Genomic DNA, 19,369 nt, shown 5'->3' with positions numbered 1-19,369 from the left:
CCATTATAGCAGGAATTGTTATTGTTCTTGGTTTTTACTTTGGACTGAAACACACCAGAAAAAATAAACTTTACTTAGGAAATACAATCCTACTTTCTGTTCTGTTTGTGATGATTGGATTTTCTTGTTGGATCATGCTCCCAATCAGAGCGAATGCCAATACCATCATCAACGAAAACAACCCCTCCTCTGCAAGAGAACTTCTTGCCTACTACAACCGAGAACAATATGGTGATGCCAATATTTTTTACGATACCTATTATTCTGAAAAATACAACAGAACATCTGCTTTAGATGAAAATGGTGAAGTCATTATGATTGATGTTAAGCCTAAATATGAAAAAGACGAAAAAGCAGGAAAATACATCATTGTAAACGACTACAAAAAAGCGCAACAGAAAACAAGCGATTTACACAAAGGACTCATCCCAAGAATGGTGGTGCCAGGTTTAGAACAAAATTATAAAATGATTGCAGGCATTCCAAAAGACAGTCAAAGCAAACCTACCATGTTTCAAAACTTAAAGTTTATGGCCGAATATCAATTTGGCTATATGTACTTTAGATATTTGTTTTGGAATTTTGTAGGTAAACAAAACGATCTCCAAGGAAACATGGATCCCTTAAACGGAAACTGGATCACGGGAATTGATTTTATAGATCAAACATTGGTTGGACCGCAGAAAAATCTTCCTAGAAATGCCAAAAAAAACAAAGGAAGAAATGTCTATTTTGGAATTCCATTTTTACTGGGCCTCATAGGACTTATGTTCCAGTATGCAAAAGATAAGCGCAACTTCTATAACCTACTACTCTTTTTTGCCTTTACAGGTTTTGCCATTATTTTTTATACAAACCCAAAACCTTTTGAACCTAGAGAAAGAGACTATGCTATTGTAGGCTCTTTTTACATCTTTGCTATGTGGGTAGGTTTTGGTGTGTATGCCATCATTGACAAAATAAATCAATACAAAAGAAACAAAGCCATCGCTATTGGAATCACGATCCTGTGCTTGTTGGCTTCTCCTATTTTAATGGCTACACAAAACTGGGACGACCACGATAGATCTAATCGTTACACAGCTTATTTTAACGCAAAAGCTTATCTAGATTCATGTGATCAAAACGCGATTTTATTTACCATTGGAGACAATGATACCTTCCCACTTTGGTATTTGCAAGAGGTAGAAAAATATAGAACCGATATTAAAATTGTCAACTCTAGCTTACTCGCTACAGATTGGTATATTGACCAAATGAAGCGTAAAGCTTACGAATCAGACCCTATTCCCTCGCAGCTAACACACAAACAATACAGACATGGTAGCTTGGATGTAGCTTACCATATGGGACAAGTGAAAGACCGTTGGAATCTTGAAGATTTTATGACATGGATCTCTTCAAATGACAAAAGAACTTACATAGAAATTAGTGAAGGTAAATTTGAAAAGTTTTACCCAACAAACAAATTAAATCTCAAAGTAAACAAAGAGATGGTCTTGGCAAATGGTACAGTAAAAGCCAAAGATGCTCATGAGATAGTAGACACCATTTCGTTAGATGTTGATGAACGTGGCTTGACAAAAAACAGAATCCTAATGCTAGATATTCTTGCCAACAACCAATGGAAACACCCCATCTACTTTACAGGAGGATCAAATGCTAATGAGGAATACATTTGGCTCAAAGATTATTTACAATTAGATGGCTTAGCTTACAAACTTGTTCCTATAAAAACAGAAGATAAATATGGAATTCTAGGAATGGGACGTATTGATAGTGAATTGCTATATGACCGCGTAAAGGATTGGACGTTTGGTCACCGTGGTAAAGATTTTTACTTAGATGTTGAATCTAGAAAAAACTCCATTACCTACAGAAATACCATCTCACGATTGGTAGAAGCCCTTATCAATGAAAGAAAATTTGACAAAGCAGAAGAAATGCTAGACTTAAGTTTCCATAAAATGCCTATTGAAGACTATGAAAATTACGGAGTTTGTTTAGGTTTCCCTGAACAGTATTACTTGATAAACAAACCAGAGAAAGCGCGAAAAGCAGCTAACATCTTGATCAAAGTATTTCAAGAACAACTCCTATACTACAGCAAGTTTAACAGCAAAGATTTAAGCTATTTGTTCTCTGACATCCAAACTCAATTTCAAATGTATCAAACCATCAAAATAGACATAGACAAATATGATACAGATGAAGATTACAAAAACAAAGTGGCGCAAGCATTTGAATCTCATATAGAAATGTTTGAAACCCTTTTTGAATAACACGGTGAGGTACTATCCTATTAAAATACCTAAAATTTTCAAGTTCATTTTTAACAAGTGGACTTGGAATTTTTCAAGTCACAAAAAAGAAATCTACCTTACCTTTGATGACGGTCCTCTACCTGTAATCACTCCTTGGGTATTAGAGCAACTAAACATTTACAACGCAAAAGCTACCTTTTTTTGTATTGGAGAAAACATCCACAAACACCCCGAGGTATTTCAGAAAGTCATTTCCGAAAATCACAGCATAGGAAACCACACCTACCATCACTTAAATGGATGGAAAACAAAAGATGTAGATTATATTAAAAATGTAAGATCAACTGAAAAACTTTTATCAAATCAATCACAAAGGCTATTTAGGCCTCCCTTTGGAAAAATAAAAATATCCCAATCTCGTAAACTTCGTGAATTGGGGTATCAAATTGTGATGTGGGAGGTATTGAGTGCCGATTTCGATCAAAAGCTAAGTGCGAGAGAATGTGTAGAAAATGTACTTAAAAACGTAAAAAACGGTAGCATAGTTGTTTTTCACGATAGCGAAAAATCATTTCCAAGACTCAAAGAAAGTCTGCCCATAATACTAAAAACATTGAAAGATAATGGATACGTATGTAAAGCAATACCCTAAACGTATTGTTGTACCATTGCAATCAACGTATTTGCATCTTGCTCTCCAGACTGTCTCCACTTTAACTCTCCATTTTTGTAAATTAAAAAGGTAGGATTGGCTTTTACTTTGAGTGCGTTTACTAGCGTTTCATTTTTTGCAATGTCAATTTTCATCACTTTCGCTTTGTCCCCTAAAGCAGCAACAACATCGTTTAATACAACGCCAGTTTCTTCCTCTTCTTCACTCCACTGAGCGTAAAAATCAATTAAAACAGGCATTTCAACATTAATTAAATCACCGAACTTAGTCATATCTAAATATTTAAAAAAGTCTCCTTATAAAGCAAACCATATTATAATACTGAAGGCAAATGTAATGATTTTTAAATAAATTACGAATTGAACACAAAAATTAGCCTAATTTTATAAAATACACACACGAATTGATTTTTTTTCAAAGTAATTTAAGATTTAAAAAAACAAAAACCACCAAACATCAGAATTGGTTTAATAGTTTTTTAATTACATTTACATACTTAAATTTTAATTTATGGCTGCACAAAAAAGATTGTTTTTACTCGATGCTTTTGCTTTAATTTTTCGAGGATATTATGCTTTGATCAAAAATCCTAGAATCAACTCAAAAGGTATGGATACCTCTGCTATCCTTGGGTTTACCAATTCTTTGTTAGACGTGATCAAAAGAGAAAAACCCGAACTTCTTGCTGTTGCCTTTGACAAAGGTGGATCGGTATCAAGAACTGAGTCTTTTGAAGCCTATAAAGCAAACAGGCAAGAAACCCCAGAAGCCATAAAAATTGCCGTCCCATACATTCAGGAGATTTTAAGAGCCATGAACATTCCTATTATAGAGGAATCAGGTTTCGAAGCAGATGATCTTATTGGTACACTTGCCAAACAAGCTGAAAAAGAAGGATGCCAGGTATATATGGTTACGCCAGATAAAGATTATGCCCAATTGGTTTCTGAAAATATATTTATGTACAGGCCCGCTAGGATGGGAAATGGGATAGAAATCTGGGACATTGAAAAAGTAAAAGAAAAATTTGAGGTTGAAGACCCATTGCAAGTTATCGATTATTTAGGAATGATGGGAGATGCTGTAGACAACATTCCTGGTCTTCCAGGAGTCGGAGACAAAACAGCCAAAAAATTCATCAAAGAATATGGGTCCATGGAAGGCCTCCTTGCAAACACTCATGAGCTCAAAGGAAAATTGAAAGAAAAAGTTGAAGCCAATAAGGAACTAGGGAAGCTGTCTAAAGAACTTGCAACCATTATTTTAGATTGTCCTGTACAATACAACGAGGAGAGTTTTACGATGTGCAAACCCAATATTGAAGAAACCACTAGGATTTTTCAAGAACTAGAGTTTAGACGTATTGCCGATACGGTAAATAAACTTTTTGCCATGGAGGCGTCCAAACAAGAGGAAAACCCTAAAAAGGAATCCAATTCAAAAAACAGCAACAAACCACAGTTGGATTTGTTTTCAGTACCTGAACAACAAGGAACTTCATCATCCTTCGGGTTTAACAACCTCAACAACATCAACCCCATTTATCAATATGTAGATACCCTTACCGCTAGAAAATTATTTCTTCAAAATCTGTTACAACAAGCAAAAGTTGCATTTGAAATCGTAACTGAAAAAGAAGGATTTATTGATCAAATTATTGGTTTTAGTTTTTCTTACGAAACACACACAGGTTATTTTATCCCAGTCTCCGGAAATACAGAAGAAATTCTAACCGCATTAAGAATGTTTTTTGAAAATGAAAATATTGAAAAGATTGCTTACGACTTAAAACGCAACATCAAGTGCTTAGCCTCCTATAGCATCACAATCAAAGGAAAAATTTTTGACATAAGCTTAGCACACTATTTACTAAATCCAGACCAAAGGCATCAAATAAATGTCTTATCCGAAACCTATTTAAATTACGAAGTGACACCTCAAGACCAGGTGACTGGAAAAGGAAAAAACAAACTAAAATTATCAGCAGTTGATTTGAAGGTTAACACAGCATATTCCTGCGAACAAACAGATATCTGTTTTCAATTAGAAAAATTATTTAGAAAAGAGTTGACCGAAAACAATCTTGAAAACTTATACGACAAGATCGAATTGCCCCTGTTAAAAGTGTTATCAAGCATGGAGCTAACGGGTATCAAATTAGATGTTTCGTTTCTTGAAAAATTATCTGAAAATTTAACCTCAGACATTTCTTCTTTAGAAAAAGACATACACACCCTAGCTGGTGAAGCATTCAATATTGCTTCTCCAAAACAACTAGGAATTGTTCTGTTTGAAAACATGAAATTGGTTGACAAACCAAAAAAAACCAAAACTGGACAATACGCCACTGGAGAAGACGTTCTGAGCAAACTAGCGGCGGAGCATGTGATCGTTTCTAAAATCTTAGAATACCGTGGATTGGTGAAATTGAAAAACACTTATGTGGATGCTTTACCTAATGAAGTGAACCCCATCTCAAATAGGGTACACACAACCTACAGTCAAGCCACGGCCGCAACGGGAAGATTGAGTTCAAACAACCCTAACCTACAAAACATCCCTATTCGAACAGAAAGAGGAAAACTAATCCGTAAAGCATTTGTAAAAAAGAATGATGACTATGTTTTATTTGCTGCAGATTATTCTCAAATTGAATTAAGACTCATTGCAGAACTCAGTAAAGACCCGGCAATGCTTGCTTCATTCCAAAACGGCGATGACATCCACCGCTCTACAGCTGCCAATGTTTTTGGAATTCCTTTGGAAGAGGTAACTCGAGAACAACGTAGCCAAGCAAAAACGGTAAATTTTGGTATCATCTATGGTGTTTCTGCTTTTGGACTTAGCCAACAAACCAATTTGAGTAGAAAAGAATCAAAAGAGCTGATCGAAACGTACTACGAAACCTATCCTACATTAAAAAAATATATGGCTAGCCAAGTAGACTTTGCCAAAGAACATGGATATGTAAAAACGCTCCTAGACAGACGACGCTATCTTAACAACATCAATTCTGCAAATGCCATCGTAAGATCTGCAGATGAACGAAACGCGGTAAATGCTCCCATCCAAGGAACAGCGGCTGACATCATCAAAATTGCAATGATTAATATTCAGAAAAAACTAGAAAGCGGCAAATACAAAACTAAAATGCTTTTACAAGTACACGATGAATTGGTGTTTGATATGCATAAAGAAGAAATCGAAGTTTTAAAACCTTTCATTATTTCTGAGATGGAAAACGCTTATAAACTAAGTGTTCCACTTGTGGTGGATACAGACATGGGTGACAATTGGCTAGACGCACACTAATCAAAACAAAAAAATCACAAAAAGAGCATGATCTCTTGACTTGCAAACATGATTTTGAACTAAAAAAACACCTTATATCTTTAAGAAATCGCTAACGATTCACCTTTAGGATATTAGCCGTAAAAAAAACAAAAATTCTCGTAAAAAAAAGATGGCTATCTAAACAAATAATTATATTTTTGCAATCCCTTGGAGAATCCAAGAAGAATTATTGTTTAATTATTACAAAAACTAGTGTAAATGAACACATTAAGTTACAAAACAGTATCGGCTAACAAAGCTACTGTAGACAAGCAGTGGGTTTTAGTAGATGCGGACGGACAAACATTGGGTCGTTTATCTTCTATTGTTGCAAAACTAATTAGAGGAAAGTACAAACCTAACTACACTCCCCACGTGGATTGTGGAGACAACGTTGTAATTATCAACGCTGAAAAAATCAATTTAACTGGAAAAAAATGGACTGACAAATCTTACATTCGTCACACAGGATATCCAGGAGGTCAAAGAAGTTTAACTGCTACAGAAATGTTCGAGAAAGATCCAACAAGATTGATCGAGAAAGCAGTAAAAGGAATGTTACCTAAAAACAAACTAGGAAGCGCTCTATACAAGAACTTGTATGTTTATGCTGGTGGTGAGCATGGTCAAGAAGCTCAACAGCCAACAACTATTAACTTAAAAGACCTATTATAAAATGGAAACTATTCACAAAATTGGTAGACGTAAAACTGCCGTAGCAAGAGTATATGTTTCTGAAGGTTCTGGAAACATGACAATCAATGGTAAAGACTTAGCAGCTTATTTTACTACTGGAACATTACAGTACAAGGCAAAGCAAGCTTTATTATTAACTGAAACATTAGAATCTTTCGATATCACAGTAAATGTATTTGGAGGTGGTGTAACTGGACAAGCAGAAGCTATCCGTTTGGCTATCGCTAGAGCATTATGTGAAATTGATGCAGAAAATAGAGCAATCTTAAAACCTGAAGGATTATTAACACGTGATCCTAGAATGGTTGAACGTAAGAAATTCGGTCAAAAGAAAGCAAGAAAGAAGTTCCAATTCTCAAAGCGTTAATCGTATTAGAGTCTTTAATGCTAAAAGGCGTCGTGAAACTCAATTTACACGACAATCTTCAGCAAGTAAACTTCACAAATTAAAATTTAAATTAATCGATTGTTTAGCAAAAATAGTAGAGACTTCTACACATGAACTACTCCACTATTGCTAACATCTAAACAAGAAACCATATTATGGCAAATATTCAAGAACTATTAGAAGCTGGTGTACACTTTGGTCACTTAACAAGAAAGTGGAACCCAAGTATGGCTCCTTACATTTACACAGAACGTAATGGAGTACACATCATTGACCTATACAAAACTTCAGCTAAAATTGACGACGCATCTGTTGCATTAGAAAAAATTGCTGCATCAGGAAGAAAAATCTTATTTGTTGCAACAAAAAAACAGGCTAAGGATATCGTAGCTGAGAAAGCAGGAGCAGTAAACATGCCTTTCATTACTGAAAGATGGCCTGGAGGAATGCTAACTAACTTTGTTACCATTCGTAAAGCGGTTAAAAAAATGTCTCAAATTGACAGAATGAAAACCGATGGTTCTTTTGATGCATTATCAAAAAGAGAAAAATTACAAATCGACCGTCAACGTACGAAACTAGAAAAGAACTTAGGATCTATTTCTGACATGACACGTTTACCAGGTGCTTTGTTTGTTATAGATGTGAAAAAAGAACACATTGCTGTTGCTGAAGCTAAGAAATTAAACATTCCAGTTTTTGCAATGGTGGATACGAATTCTGATCCAAGTAATATTGATTTCGTGATCCCATCAAACGATGATGCTTCAAAATCAATTGACAAAATCTTAAGCTTAACAACGGGTGCAATCGCACAAGGATTAAGTGAGAGAAAAGCTGGAAAAGAAGCAAGCGCTAAAGAAAAAGCAGCGCCAGTTGCTAAAGAAGAGGTTGCTGAGAAAAAAGCGGAAGAAGCTAAGTAATCACAATAAGTTAATCTGTAACGGTACAAAAACTCTAAATTTTGTACCGTTCATTTTTATAAAATTTAAAACACAAAACTATGGCAGATATTAAGGCAGCTGACGTGATGAAACTAAGAAAATCATCAGGAGCTGGAATGATGGACTGTAAAAAAGCTTTGATCGAAGCTGAAGGAGATTTTGATAAAGCGGTTGACGTTTTACGTAAAAGAGGTCAAAAAATGGCTGCAAAGAGAGCTGACCGTGAGTCTAGCGAAGGTGCTGCTATTGCTGTTGTCAACGACGCTAAAACTGCAGGAGTTTCTATTGTATTAGGATGTGAAACTGACTTTGTTGGTAAAAATGAAGACTTTGTTGCTTTGGCAAAAGAATTGGCAGCTCATGCATTAAATTACAACACAAAAGAAGAGTTTTTAGCTTCTGAATTTGGGGGTATGCCTGTTGTTGACAAATTGGTTGAACAAACAGGAGTTGTTGGAGAGAAATTAGAAATTAATGACTTTTCAAGAGTAGAAGCTGCTTATGTAGGTTCTTACATCCACGTAGGAAACAAAATCGCTTCTTTGGTAGGTTTGTCTGAAAATATAGAGGGAGCAGATGCTCTTTCTAGAGATATTGCAATGCAAGTAGCTTCTATGGGGGCTACCAAATTGTCTTACAAAGATTTTGATCCAACATTTGTAGCGACTGAAACAGAAGCTAGAATTGCGGCTATAGAAAAGGACAACATTGAATTGGGAAGATTAGGAAAGACATTGAAAAATGTTCCTCAATACATCTCTAAGTCTCAATTGACAGATGAAGTTTTAGCAAAAGCTGAAGAAGCGGCTAAGGCAGAATTGACTGCAGAAGGAAAGCCCGAAAAAATATGGGATAGAATTTTACCTGGTAAAATGGAAAGATTTGTATCAGACAATACGACTCTAGACCAAGAACAGTGTTTATTAGATCAGAACTTTATCAAAGATGAAAAGAAAACTGTTGCAGAATACGTTGGAGCTTCTAATGTTGAAGTTGTATCTTTCTCAAGAGTTACTTTAGGATAAATAATTCTAAATACAAGTAATAACAAAACCTCTCATACATATGAGAGGTTTTTTTGTGTAATAAAAGCAATACATCAGGCCGTGAATATTCATCTAAAATTTTATATTTGCAGTACCTAAATAACAAAGATGCGATACAAAAGGATACTTTTAAAATTGAGTGGAGAAGCGCTAATGGGAAACAACCAATATGGGATAGATCCAAAAAGATTAGCAGAATATGCACAAGAAATTAAAACGGCTGTAGACACAGGATTAGAGATTGCAATTGTTATTGGGGGAGGAAATATTTTTAGAGGTATTTCTGGGGCAGCACAAGGCATGGATCGAGTACAGGGAGATTACATGGGAATGCTAGCTACTTGTATCAATGGAATGGCTTTACAAAGTGCCATAGAAAGTATAGGAGTTCAAACCAGATTACTGACTGCAATCAAAATGGAAGAAATCGCTGAACCTTTTATCAAAAGAAGAGCGGTTAGACATTTGGAAAAAGGAAGAGTTGTAATTTTTGGAGCAGGAACAGGAAACCCCTATTTTACGACTGACACAGCATCTGTATTGAGAGCTATTGAGATTCAAGCTGATGTCATTTTAAAAGGTACACGTGTCGATGGAATTTATACTGCTGATCCTGAAAAAGACAGAACTGCAACAAAATTTGATTCGATCTCTTACAAAGAAGTATTGAACAAAGGTTTAAAAATTATGGATTCAACAGCTTTTACATTGAGTCAAGAAAATAGTCTTCCAATCCTTGTTTTTGACATGAATACTCAAGGGAATCTTCAAAAATTAATACAAGGAGAAGATATAGGTACTATAGTTACAGATAAATAATTTACAACATGAACGAAGAAATCACATTTATTATTGACAGTGCTAAAGAAGCGATGGAGGCTGCCGTTAATCATTTGGTCAAAGAGTTTGGAAACATTAGAGCTGGTAAGGCAACTCCAGCGATGTTGGGAAGTGTAATGGTAGACTATTACGGTTCTCAAACCCCGCTAAGTCAAGTAGCAAATGTTAGTACACCAGATGCTCAAACGATTACGGTACAGCCTTGGGAAAAAAACATGATTCCTGAAATTGAGAAGGGAATCATCATTTCAAACTTAGGTTTTAATCCTATGAACAATGGTGAACATATCATCATTAATGTTCCTGCATTAACAGAGGAGAGACGTAAGGAATTGTCTAAACAAGCAAAAGCTGAAGCTGAAAACGCTAAGATTAGCATCCGAAATATTCGTAGAGATAGTAATAATGACATTAAAAAAGTAGAGGTTTCTGATGATGAGAAAAAAGTTTCAGAAGATCAAGTACAGACATTAACTGATGCATTTATCAAAAAAATTGATGAAGCCTACGTGATTAAAGATGCCGAAATTATGAAAGTGTAAATTGATCACCAATAAATAAAACAGATAGTCATCTAATTAAGTATGTGGTATACACCACCTAATTAGATGACTTTTTTTGCATAATTTTACTACTGAATAAAACATTACTCTTTTATGAAATTCTGGAACACTGTTGCAAGAACCATCTTAACCCATAGAGTTGCTACCATAAGCATTATTGCAATCATTACAGGTCTACTGGCCCTTCAATTTAAAAATGTGGAGTTCTCTTACACCGAGGCTAATTTGCTTCCAGAAGATAGTCCTGTAAACATTGAATACGATAAATTTCTAGAAATTTTTGGGGAAGAGGGTAATATTGTTGTTTTGGCTGTTAAAGACAGTGCCCTTTTATCTGATGTCAATAAATTTAATCATTGGATTGCACTGGCCGATGAATTGTCTTCTTTTGATAAAGAAATAGAAGGTGTTATTTCGTTTAGCAACATAAAGGAACTAAAGAAAAATGTAGAAAAACAAAGATTTGAACTGACTTCTATCTTTCGAAAGAAAAAATACAATCAACAAGAAATAGACAGCATTAGTCATCATATTTTTAACGACTTACCTTTTTACGATAATATCTTATTTAACAAACAAACAGGAACCATCCAAACAGTCGTTTACATTGACAAAGAGATTGTAAACACCAAACTAAGATCAAACTTCATAAAACAAACTTTTAATCCTTTGATTGAAAAGTTTAATAAAGAAAACAACTTGCAAGTCCGTGTTTCTGGAATGCCTTATGTCCGTAGTATGAATGCAGCAAGCGTAAAGTCTGAAATGGGGTTGTTTGTGTTATTAGGATTAGGTGTAACAGGATTCATTTTCTTCCTGTTTTTTAGATCTCTTAGAGCCACTGCAATTACACTTGCTGTTGTAATTATAGGTGTATTATGGTCATTTGGTTTTATTGGTTTACTAGGGTATCGCATATCAATATTAACAGCTTTAATACCTCCTCTTATCATTGTAATTGGGGTCCCAAATGCCATTTTTTTAATACACAAATACCAACAAGAAGTATATAAGCACGGTAACAAGGCCAAATCTTTACAAAGAGTGATCACAAAAGTTGGGAATGCTACCTTAATGACGAATTTGACGACCTCTGCTGGTTTTGCTACCTTCATCTTTACAAAGAGTAAAATACTCAAAGAATTTGGAGTCATCGCTTCCATCAATATCATGGGTATTTTTATCATCTCCTTGTGTTTAATTCCAATTCTTTACAGTTTCATGCCACTGCCAAAGACCAAACATTTAAAACATTTAGAAAAGAGATGGGCAGATGCTATTGTAAAAGGAATGACCAAAGTTATACGAAATAAAAAACCCTTTGTCTACTTGATTTCATTTGCCTTACTATTGGTATCTATAGTAGGAGCATTTCAAATTAAAGTATCGGGTAGTTTGATTGAAGACATGTCTAAGAAAACACAATTCTACAAGGATATTGTTTTTTTTGAGAGAGAGTTTGGAGGTATCCTTCCACTTGAAATATTAGTAGACACAAAAAAGAAAAATGGTGTTCTAAACTTAAGTACGCTAAAGCGCATACAAAAATTAGAAGAAGAGATCCTAAGAATACCTGAATTGTCTAAGCCTATGTCCGTAAATAATATGGTCAAATTTACTAAACAAGCTTATTACAATGGAAATGCTAATTTTTATAAATTACCGACTTCACAAGAAAAAACTTTCATCACAAGCTATGCAAAGAATTCTATAGACGATAGCGCTTCCCTATCCAATATGGTCGATAAAACGGGACGATTTGCTAGAATTACTACTTTTATGAAAGATATTGGTACGGAGAGAATGGAACAGATACAAAATGAGTTACAAGTCATTATTAATAAAAATTTTCCAAAAAGAAAATACGAAGTAACCATGACTGGAAAAGCGCTAGTCTTTGTGAAAGGAACTAATTATTTGATCAATAACCTCATCATTTCGTTGGGTCTAGCTATAGTGCTTATTGCTATTTTTATTGGCGGCCTCTTTAAAAACACCAAAATGATTTTTATCTCTTTGATTCCTAATGTATTTCCACTACTCATCACAGCTGGGTTAATGGGATATCTAGGGATCCCTTTAAAACCCTCTACAATTCTTGTTTTCAGTATTGCTTTTGGTATTTCTGTTGATGACACCATACATTTTTTGGCAAAGTATAGACAGGAACTTATAAATAGTAAAGGGAAGGTGAGAAAGTCTGTTTACAAAGCGATCAGAGAATCTGGTATTAGTATGTTTTATACTTCCATCGTTCTTTTCTTTGGATTTTTAGTATTTATCATTTCCAGCTTTGGTGGCACAAAAGCTTTGGGAGGCTTGGTGTCTATCACTCTTTTGTTCGCAATGATTTCAAACCTGGTCATTCTACCCTCTTTGTTGCTCACATTTGAACGTTTAATTTCACAAAAAAACAAGCAGAAGAACAGATAGCTTACTTTTTTATGTTCTGTAAATAGTAGGCAATTGCTGCTAATTTTTTAACACGTAGGCAAATTTTAACCCCAAAATATCAGAAGAAAGAGGAAGATCTACGTTTATCTCTTTTTCAAACCTATAAAAGAAGGATATTTCACCTATCTTTTTAATTTTATAACTCGTGCCAATGGTAAATCTATATTTACTAAAACCTTCTGTTGTTGGATCATCACTACCAATTGTATTAAAGATTTCAGCAGATACTTTTGGATCTAAATACCACTTTTTAATGTTGTAGGCAAGACCAACTTTGAATCGAATATTTTCTTTAGCAATATCACCTTGATCCAGACTCAACCCCAATTCATTTCTATTTTGGTAAGCCAATTTGTATTTTAATGTTAATGCCTTTATTTTTTGCTTGTACAATAAGTTTATCTGATATCTAAAACGATATTTGTACCCTTGCTGTTTTCCTTTGGTATCGTTTTTTGTAATGTACCTAAACTCACTCCCAATCTGAAAGTTTTTAAAGCACTCGTAATTGGCTTCAAACTGTGTGAAATATTGTTCGAGCTTAGATCCGTTTTCCTGAAATCTTGCTTGCTGCTCCAAGGCTAAAGATATTTTATCAAGAGGCTTAAACTGAAACGCTAAGGTATTCCAACTTTCAAAATCTTTACTATTAGATTGAGCTTGAGCAGACATAAAACTAGAACTCAAGGCAAATAAAATAAATAAAGCTAAAGACTTATATTTTGTGTGAATCAAATTATTCATTGTGACTTTGTTGGGTATAATAAATTTTTAATTTCGCAGTGTTTTTAAAGAAGTCCGCATTTTTAACTTCTACCCTATTAATTTCAAACCCCATCCTATCTTCTAAGCTTTCTTTCAAAAGGTTATAATTACAGGGTTTTATGTTTTCCATAATTTCGTAAACGACATCTTTTGTTTCCTCAATTACTTGGTCTTCTGTTGGTGATAGGGATAGTAATCTCTCGATAATGATTATGGTAAAAACAACTACAATGTTTGCTGTTAGGACCTCTGCATAGCTCATTTTTTTGTTTGCCAAAGAATTGATCACTGACATTCCAATGACCACAAATAAATAAGTCATTTCTTTGATAGGGATCGCATCAGTTCTGTACCTAATAATCCCAAAAATAGCAAACAAACCTAGGGCCATACCGATATCTAACTCATACTTTTTTAGCGTAAAACACAAGAAGAAAACAATTGTACTAATCAAATAGTAAGTAAACAGGTACTCTTTTCTTTTGTTATTTTTATGGTACAAAAACCAAATGACAATAGTTAAAAAGAACGCATTCATCCCAAAACGAAAAATCATTTTATAAAAATCATCATCAAATATTGGAATATCTAAAAAATCCATTTTAAGTTGTAGTATGCTTATTGTAGTTTCTAATATTGCAATCATATTAACATGTGTTTGATTAGGTTTGAAAATCTATTTTTCGATCAATCATTTTAAAAAAGCGCAACTTTAGTAAATCTGCATTGATCCAAAAAGATTAAATATAACTTTTTAGCGATTATGAAACAAAGTATATGGTCATCTTTATTTTGGTCAATAAAAAAGGAACACAAACATCCGTTCCTTTTTTATCATTCGTACAAACCTTTTTTAAACTTTTCTGGATCTTCAACCAGATGATACCTTGGATCATCTATATCTTCAACAATCATTTTTGAAAACTTAAGATCTGCTTTCATTAATAATACTTTAGAATCTTTACTCAGATGCTTCAGTTTTACTTCTTTACCCAAGTCGTTGTATTTGTTTACTATATTTTTAATGGCTTCTAGTCCGGAATGATCACTAACTCTTGACTCTACAAAATCAATCTCAATGTATTTAGGATCATTTTTTACATCAAATTTCTCATTAAATACATTTACTGATCCAAAAAACAGAGGTCCCCAAATCTCATAAGTTAAGACACCATCTTTCTCTCTTTTTCTCGCACGAATTCTAATGGCATTTTCCCATGCAAAAACAAGTGCTGATATGATAACCCCTGCAAAAACAGCAATCGCCAAATCAAATACTACAGTTACGATAGATACTGCTATCAAAACAAAAGCATCTGCCCTTGGAATTTTTCTCAGAATACGAATACTAGACCATGCAAATGTTTCGAGTACCATAACAAACATAACACCAACCAAAGCAGCAATAGGAACTTGTTCAATATACTTATCTGCAAATAAAATGAAGGACAATAAGGTTAGGGCCATGATGATACCAGACAAACGACCTCTACCTTTGGCATTGATATTTATTACGGTCTGACCAATCATACCGCAACCACCAGTTCCTCCTAAAAGCCCACTCGTGATATTTCCTACACCTTGCGCAATACATTCTCGATTACCATCCCCTCTAGTATCTGTCAATTCATCTACTAAGTTCATCGTCATTAAAGACTCTATCAATCCGACAGAAGCTGCTAAAAAGGCAAAAGGCAAAACAAATGTAAGGGTATCTAAATTGAAAGGTAAATTTTGCCAAAGCTCCATATTTGGAGTTGGAAATTCTCCCTTTAATCCTAAACCACCACCTTCTCTAATGTAAGAGCCAACTGTGGACACGTCTAAGCCTGACGTAATAACAAGAATTGTTACTATTAAAATGGCCATCAAAGAGGCAGGTAGTTTTTTATTAATTTTAGGTAGAACAAAAATAATCAACATGGTTAGAGAAACGAGACCAATCATCGTATACAACTCAGTACCTGACATGAATGAAGTGATGTAATTTTTAACTCCACTTGCGGAAACTTGAACTGTTTTGTGGCTAAACATTTTAACTTGAGCCCAAAAAATTACAATGGCCAATCCGTTTACAAACCCTAACATCACTGGATATGGAATCAAACGAACAAAACGACCCAATTTAAAAACTCCTGCTAGGATTTGAATAAAACCCATCAAAATCACAGCGGCCAACAGGTAAAAATAACCCATATTTTCAATAGGAAGATCAAATAACATCCCTTTTTGATGACCTAGTTGTATCATATGAACAAAAATAACAGCAACAGCACCAGCGGCCCCTGAAATGAGTCCAGGCCTACCCCCAAAAACAGCTGTGATCAGCCCGATGATAAAAGCGCCCGAAAGGGCCACTAAAGGATCTATTTGAGCAACAAAAGCAAAAGCTACAACTTCTGGTATCATCGCTAACGAGACTGTCATTCCTGCTAGGATATCATTTTTAGGATTGGTAGTTAATTGTTTTAAATATTTAGTCATCTTTTCTATTTTTAAACGGCAAAAATAGGATTTATTAACCCATCCGACCAAATATAAAACTTACTTTAAAAAATTCTTTTTTTGCATAACTATCAGAACCACAATAGGAATAGCCAACAAAACTACCTGTAAAGTTCCTGTGTACAGCACACTAGGCTTTAATAATAGAGTTAAAAAATAGCCCGCTACTGCACCGCCAATGTGTGCACTGTGCCCAATATTACCTACTTGATTTTTCATTCCATATAGGGAGTAAAACAAATAGCCGATACCGAATACGTAGGCAGGAATAGCTATTGGTAATGGAAAAATATAGAGTTTCATCTCTGGAAGCAAAACGATACTAGCAAATATAATTCCTGTGACAGCACCAGAGGCACCCACAGCCGAATAATAAGCGTTTGTTCTATTTATCATCAAAGACAAGTAGTTACCGACTGCTAGACTAACCATATACAAACCTATGTATTCTAGAGGGCTAAAAAAGTACAGAACCGTGTTTGAAAACAAATACAAAGCATACATGTTAAAACCCAAATGAATATAATCTGTATGCAAAAACCCAGAGGAAATCATCCTATACTTTTCTCCTCTTTGTATTGATAAGACATTAAATTTGTAAGTATTAAAAAATGTCGAATCTTTAAAACCCTTTAAGCTTAGAAGTATATTTAATACAATTAATCCTATTACTATTAAATTCATGATGTTCAATTTATTTATTTACAATATATATTCAGATATTTGTAGTTCCTTATCCTAGATATAATGAACAAAGAACGTACGATTTTTTTATTGGTATATCCAGTACTGTATATATTTTCAAAATTACCATTATCTATTCTATATCGTATCTCAAACCTGATTTATTATTTAGTATACTATATCATCGGCTATAGAAAAAAAACTGTTCGAAAAAACTTAGCTCTTTGCTTTCCAAAAAAAGAAGGGTCTGAAAGACTAAAGATTGAAAAAAAATCTTTTCGCCACTTTGTAGATATATTTATAGAAATGATCAAAGGATTTGGTATTTCACAAACAGAACTCGACAAAAGGTACAAATATATGAACCCTGAGATTTTTAGAACATTAGAAAACGAAGGAAAGAGTATCATCTTACTAGGAGCACATCAAGGAAATTGGGAATGGCTTTTCAACATAAATAGTCACACCAAAATAAAGTGTTATGGAGCTTATAGAAAAGTTGAAAACAAGTATTTTGAAAATTTTGTTCAAAAGAACAGAGGTAGATTTGGTTGTCATTTCATTTTGACCAAAGATACCATCCCTCAAATTCTTAAAAACTATAAAAACAACGTACAGTCTGTTTATGGACTTCTAAGTGATCAGTCTCCACAATTGCATAAAACCCACTACTGGTCTCAGTTCTTTGGACATCAAGTTCCCATTCACACGGGGGCTGAAATGCTTGCCAAGCGCTTTGATTTTAATGTTGTGTATATGAAAATAAAAATGCCCAAACGTGGATATTACGAAATAACCTTTGAAAGATTAACCACCAATGGAAATGAAAAGAGCGAATACCCTTTAACAGATCTCTACTTAAAATCATTAGAAAACGATATCTCCTTGGATCCTAATATTTATTTCTGGACACACAAACGATTTAAACATTTAGGCAAAGCTCCCATAAAAAAAACTTTATAGTATCTTTAACAAAAATAAAACATTCATGCTAGAAACATTTAAGATTTGGTTAAACAAACCCTATTACCTAATTGACAAAACACCTGTGAAGTTGTCTATGATTTTAGGAGTCGGTTTATTTACCTCTGTGTTTTTACTCATCTTCCAACCCTTTGGTATCAACCAGGTCGTTCAAGCAAATCCGGTATTGATCTTTGGATACGGATTTCTTGTCAGTTGCAGCTTGTTTATTAGTTACTTTATACTTCCCAAGCAATTTTCATTTTACTTCAACGTAAAAAACTGGACAGTACAAAAAGAAGCCACTTTTTTACTCATCACCTTTTTAATCATTACAACAGTAAACTATTTTTACCATCGGGTATTTATAGACGAGTATATGCCTTCTTTTTCATACCTAAAATTTATGGGAATTGTCTTTTCTATTGGTGTTTTCCCGGTATTGTTTATCATCTTTATGGTCGAACGATACTTACAACAAAAACTAAATGTCAATCGCTCTAAGATCATTGAACAAATCAGAAAAGAAAAAAAAGAATTTATAACTATTGAATCAGACAACATCAAAGAGCCTCCCCTAAAAATTGATGTTGATTCTATTTTATATGCTCAATCCAACAACAACTACACAACGTTAGTATTTGTGGAGGAAAACTCAAAAACAAAAACAGAACTGATGCGAATTACACTGAAAAAAGTAGAAGATTTGCTGAGCGTGTATCCTCAATTTATTAGATGCCATCGTTCTTTTATTGTCAACAAAAATGAAATCACAAAAACTGAGGGTAACGCTAGAGCTCTACAAGTTTTCTTGAATCATTTGAGTGAACCAATTCCAGTTTCTCGAAGCTTCCCAAAAGAAAATTTAAAATCTTAATCGTCCCAAAAGGCTATGTTTTGTGAGATCAATTGTCCCAATCATCACAAATAAAACCCTTGCGCCACATATTTTAGCAACTGTAAGTTCCAATTCGTATTATTGTTACATAAACTTAAAAAAATAAAAATGCACAAAAGAAAGGTCATTATAATTGGAGCTGGTTTCTCTTCTTTATCGGCAAGTTGTTATCTTGCAAAAATGGGTTACGAAGTTACCATTCTTGAAAAAAACAAACATGTTGGTGGAAGAGCTCAACAACTACACCAAGATGGATTTGTGTTCGACATGGGCCCTACTTTTTATTGGATGCCAGATGTTTTTGATAAGTTTTTTAACGACTTTGGGAAAAAAACCTCTGACTATTACCAGAT

General features: G+C 34.2%; 18 protein-coding genes. 13 read left to right on the top strand and 5 right to left on the bottom strand.

Annotated elements, in window-relative coordinates:
• Together ABF281_RS08325 and ABF281_RS08320 are read left to right on the top strand one after the other, a co-directional pair.
• Positions 1-2,282 (top strand): hypothetical protein (locus tag ABF281_RS08325; protein WP_347181217.1); only part of this gene is annotated, 2,282 nt, incomplete at its 5' end.
• A 4-nt stretch (positions 2,283-2,286) separates the two neighbouring features.
• Positions 2,287-2,916, top strand: a complete 630-nt coding sequence (locus ABF281_RS08320; RefSeq protein WP_347181216.1) for a polysaccharide deacetylase family protein — start codon at positions 2,287-2,289, stop codon at positions 2,914-2,916.
• On the opposite strand, the gene ABF281_RS08315 is transcribed toward ABF281_RS08320, so the two are convergent.
• On the bottom strand, positions 2,913-3,209 hold the full coding sequence (locus tag ABF281_RS08315; RefSeq protein WP_347181215.1) for a thioredoxin family protein: 297 nt from the start codon (positions 3,207-3,209) through the stop codon (positions 2,913-2,915). The two genes, ABF281_RS08320 and ABF281_RS08315, sit on opposite strands and share 4 nt — an antisense overlap.
• Before the next feature lie 238 nt (positions 3,210-3,447).
• Here ABF281_RS08315 and polA point away from each other — a divergent pair, with 238 nt between their 5' ends.
• The 8 genes from polA (at position 3,448) to ABF281_RS08275 (ending at position 13,180) form a co-directional block, all read left to right on the top strand.
• The gene (gene polA / locus ABF281_RS08310) at positions 3,448-6,249 is read left to right on the top strand and encodes a DNA polymerase I (RefSeq protein ID WP_347181214.1); all 2,802 of its coding nucleotides are present in this window, start codon (positions 3,448-3,450) and stop codon (positions 6,247-6,249) included.
• Between the two features lie 240 nt (positions 6,250-6,489).
• On the top strand, positions 6,490-6,945 hold the full coding sequence (gene rplM / locus ABF281_RS08305) for a 50S ribosomal protein L13 (protein WP_347181213.1): 456 nt from the start codon (positions 6,490-6,492) through the stop codon (positions 6,943-6,945).
• A 1-nt stretch (position 6,946) separates the two neighbouring features.
• Complete coding sequence (gene rpsI / locus ABF281_RS08300) at positions 6,947-7,333, top strand: 30S ribosomal protein S9 (protein ID WP_347181212.1); 387 nt, start codon at positions 6,947-6,949, stop codon at positions 7,331-7,333.
• A gap of 176 nt (positions 7,334-7,509) precedes the next feature.
• Positions 7,510-8,277, top strand: a complete 768-nt coding sequence (gene rpsB / locus ABF281_RS08295) for a 30S ribosomal protein S2 (protein ID WP_347181211.1) — start codon at positions 7,510-7,512, stop codon at positions 8,275-8,277.
• Between the two features lie 80 nt (positions 8,278-8,357).
• Positions 8,358-9,323: a translation elongation factor Ts gene (gene tsf, locus ABF281_RS08290; protein WP_347181210.1), complete on the top strand. Its 966-nt coding sequence runs from the start codon at positions 8,358-8,360 to the stop codon at positions 9,321-9,323.
• A 129-nt stretch (positions 9,324-9,452) separates the two neighbouring features.
• Positions 9,453-10,163 carry a UMP kinase gene (gene pyrH / locus ABF281_RS08285; RefSeq protein WP_347181209.1) on the top strand — a complete coding sequence of 237 codons (711 nt, stop codon included), beginning with the start codon at positions 9,453-9,455 and terminating at the stop codon, positions 10,161-10,163.
• A gap of 8 nt (positions 10,164-10,171) precedes the next feature.
• On the top strand, positions 10,172-10,726 hold the full coding sequence (gene frr / locus ABF281_RS08280) for a ribosome recycling factor (protein ID WP_347181208.1): 555 nt from the start codon (positions 10,172-10,174) through the stop codon (positions 10,724-10,726).
• Positions 10,727-10,840: 114 nt separating this feature from the next.
• Complete coding sequence (locus tag ABF281_RS08275; protein ID WP_347181207.1) at positions 10,841-13,180, top strand: MMPL family transporter; 2,340 nt, start codon at positions 10,841-10,843, stop codon at positions 13,178-13,180.
• A gap of 39 nt (positions 13,181-13,219) precedes the next feature.
• On the opposite strand, the gene ABF281_RS08270 is transcribed toward ABF281_RS08275, so the two are convergent.
• The 4 genes from ABF281_RS08270 to ABF281_RS08255 all read right to left on the bottom strand — a co-directional run bounded on the left by ABF281_RS08270 (position 13,220) and on the right by ABF281_RS08255 (position 17,155).
• Entirely contained in the window at positions 13,220-13,945 is a 726-nt protein-coding gene (locus ABF281_RS08270; protein WP_347181206.1) for a DUF2490 domain-containing protein, read from the bottom strand.
• Entirely contained in the window at positions 13,938-14,612 is a 675-nt protein-coding gene (locus tag ABF281_RS08265; RefSeq protein ID WP_347181205.1) for a DUF4956 domain-containing protein, read from the bottom strand. The genes ABF281_RS08270 and ABF281_RS08265 overlap by 8 nt, the downstream gene beginning before the upstream one ends.
• Before the next feature lie 188 nt (positions 14,613-14,800).
• Positions 14,801-16,450, bottom strand: a complete 1,650-nt coding sequence (locus ABF281_RS08260; RefSeq protein WP_347181204.1) for a SulP family inorganic anion transporter — start codon at positions 16,448-16,450, stop codon at positions 14,801-14,803.
• Between the two features lie 60 nt (positions 16,451-16,510).
• Positions 16,511-17,155, bottom strand: a complete 645-nt coding sequence (locus ABF281_RS08255; RefSeq protein WP_347181203.1) for a rhomboid family intramembrane serine protease — start codon at positions 17,153-17,155, stop codon at positions 16,511-16,513.
• Between the two features lie 63 nt (positions 17,156-17,218).
• Here ABF281_RS08255 and ABF281_RS08250 point away from each other — a divergent pair, with 63 nt between their 5' ends.
• The 3 genes from ABF281_RS08250 to ABF281_RS08240 all read left to right on the top strand — a co-directional run.
• The gene (locus ABF281_RS08250) at positions 17,219-18,118 is read left to right on the top strand and encodes a lipid A biosynthesis acyltransferase (RefSeq protein ID WP_347181202.1); all 900 of its coding nucleotides are present in this window, start codon (positions 17,219-17,221) and stop codon (positions 18,116-18,118) included.
• Positions 18,119-18,143: 25 nt separating this feature from the next.
• On the top strand, positions 18,144-18,995 hold the full coding sequence (locus ABF281_RS08245; protein WP_347181201.1) for a LytTR family DNA-binding domain-containing protein: 852 nt from the start codon (positions 18,144-18,146) through the stop codon (positions 18,993-18,995).
• A gap of 129 nt (positions 18,996-19,124) precedes the next feature.
• A partial coding sequence (locus ABF281_RS08240) for an oleate hydratase (protein WP_347181200.1) occupies positions 19,125-19,369 on the top strand: 245 nt, incomplete at its 3' end.

Origin of the sequence: Wenyingzhuangia sp., from assembly GCF_039768515.1 — a bacterium.
Lineage (GTDB): Bacteria > Bacteroidota > Bacteroidia > Flavobacteriales > Flavobacteriaceae > Wenyingzhuangia.
The sequence above is the reverse complement of the archived record's forward strand: the minus strand, read 5'-3'. Positions and strand labels throughout refer to the sequence as shown.

Excerpts from the sequence above, each read along its gene's own strand:
- pyrH (WP_347181209.1), top strand. The coding sequence starts at position 9,453 with ATGCGATACAAAAGGATACTTTTAAAATTGAGTGGAGAAGCGCTAATG.
- ABF281_RS08270 (WP_347181206.1), bottom strand. The coding sequence starts at position 13,945 with ATGAATAATTTGATTCACACAAAATATAAGTCTTTAGCTTTATTTATT.
- rpsB (WP_347181211.1), top strand. The coding sequence starts at position 7,510 with ATGGCAAATATTCAAGAACTATTAGAAGCTGGTGTACACTTTGGTCAC.
- ABF281_RS08250 (WP_347181202.1), top strand. The coding sequence starts at position 17,219 with ATGAACAAAGAACGTACGATTTTTTTATTGGTATATCCAGTACTGTAT.
- ABF281_RS08275 (WP_347181207.1), top strand. The coding sequence starts at position 10,841 with ATGAAATTCTGGAACACTGTTGCAAGAACCATCTTAACCCATAGAGTT.
- polA (WP_347181214.1), top strand. The coding sequence starts at position 3,448 with ATGGCTGCACAAAAAAGATTGTTTTTACTCGATGCTTTTGCTTTAATT.
- frr (WP_347181208.1), top strand. The coding sequence starts at position 10,172 with ATGAACGAAGAAATCACATTTATTATTGACAGTGCTAAAGAAGCGATG.
- ABF281_RS08260 (WP_347181204.1), bottom strand. The coding sequence starts at position 16,450 with ATGACTAAATATTTAAAACAATTAACTACCAATCCTAAAAATGATATC.
- rpsI (WP_347181212.1), top strand. The coding sequence starts at position 6,947 with ATGGAAACTATTCACAAAATTGGTAGACGTAAAACTGCCGTAGCAAGA.
- rplM (WP_347181213.1), top strand. The coding sequence starts at position 6,490 with ATGAACACATTAAGTTACAAAACAGTATCGGCTAACAAAGCTACTGTA.
- tsf (WP_347181210.1), top strand. The coding sequence starts at position 8,358 with ATGGCAGATATTAAGGCAGCTGACGTGATGAAACTAAGAAAATCATCA.
- ABF281_RS08315 (WP_347181215.1), bottom strand. The coding sequence starts at position 3,209 with ATGACTAAGTTCGGTGATTTAATTAATGTTGAAATGCCTGTTTTAATT.
- ABF281_RS08265 (WP_347181205.1), bottom strand. The coding sequence starts at position 14,612 with ATGATTGCAATATTAGAAACTACAATAAGCATACTACAACTTAAAATG.
- ABF281_RS08255 (WP_347181203.1), bottom strand. The coding sequence starts at position 17,155 with ATGAATTTAATAGTAATAGGATTAATTGTATTAAATATACTTCTAAGC.
- ABF281_RS08245 (WP_347181201.1), top strand. The coding sequence starts at position 18,144 with ATGCTAGAAACATTTAAGATTTGGTTAAACAAACCCTATTACCTAATT.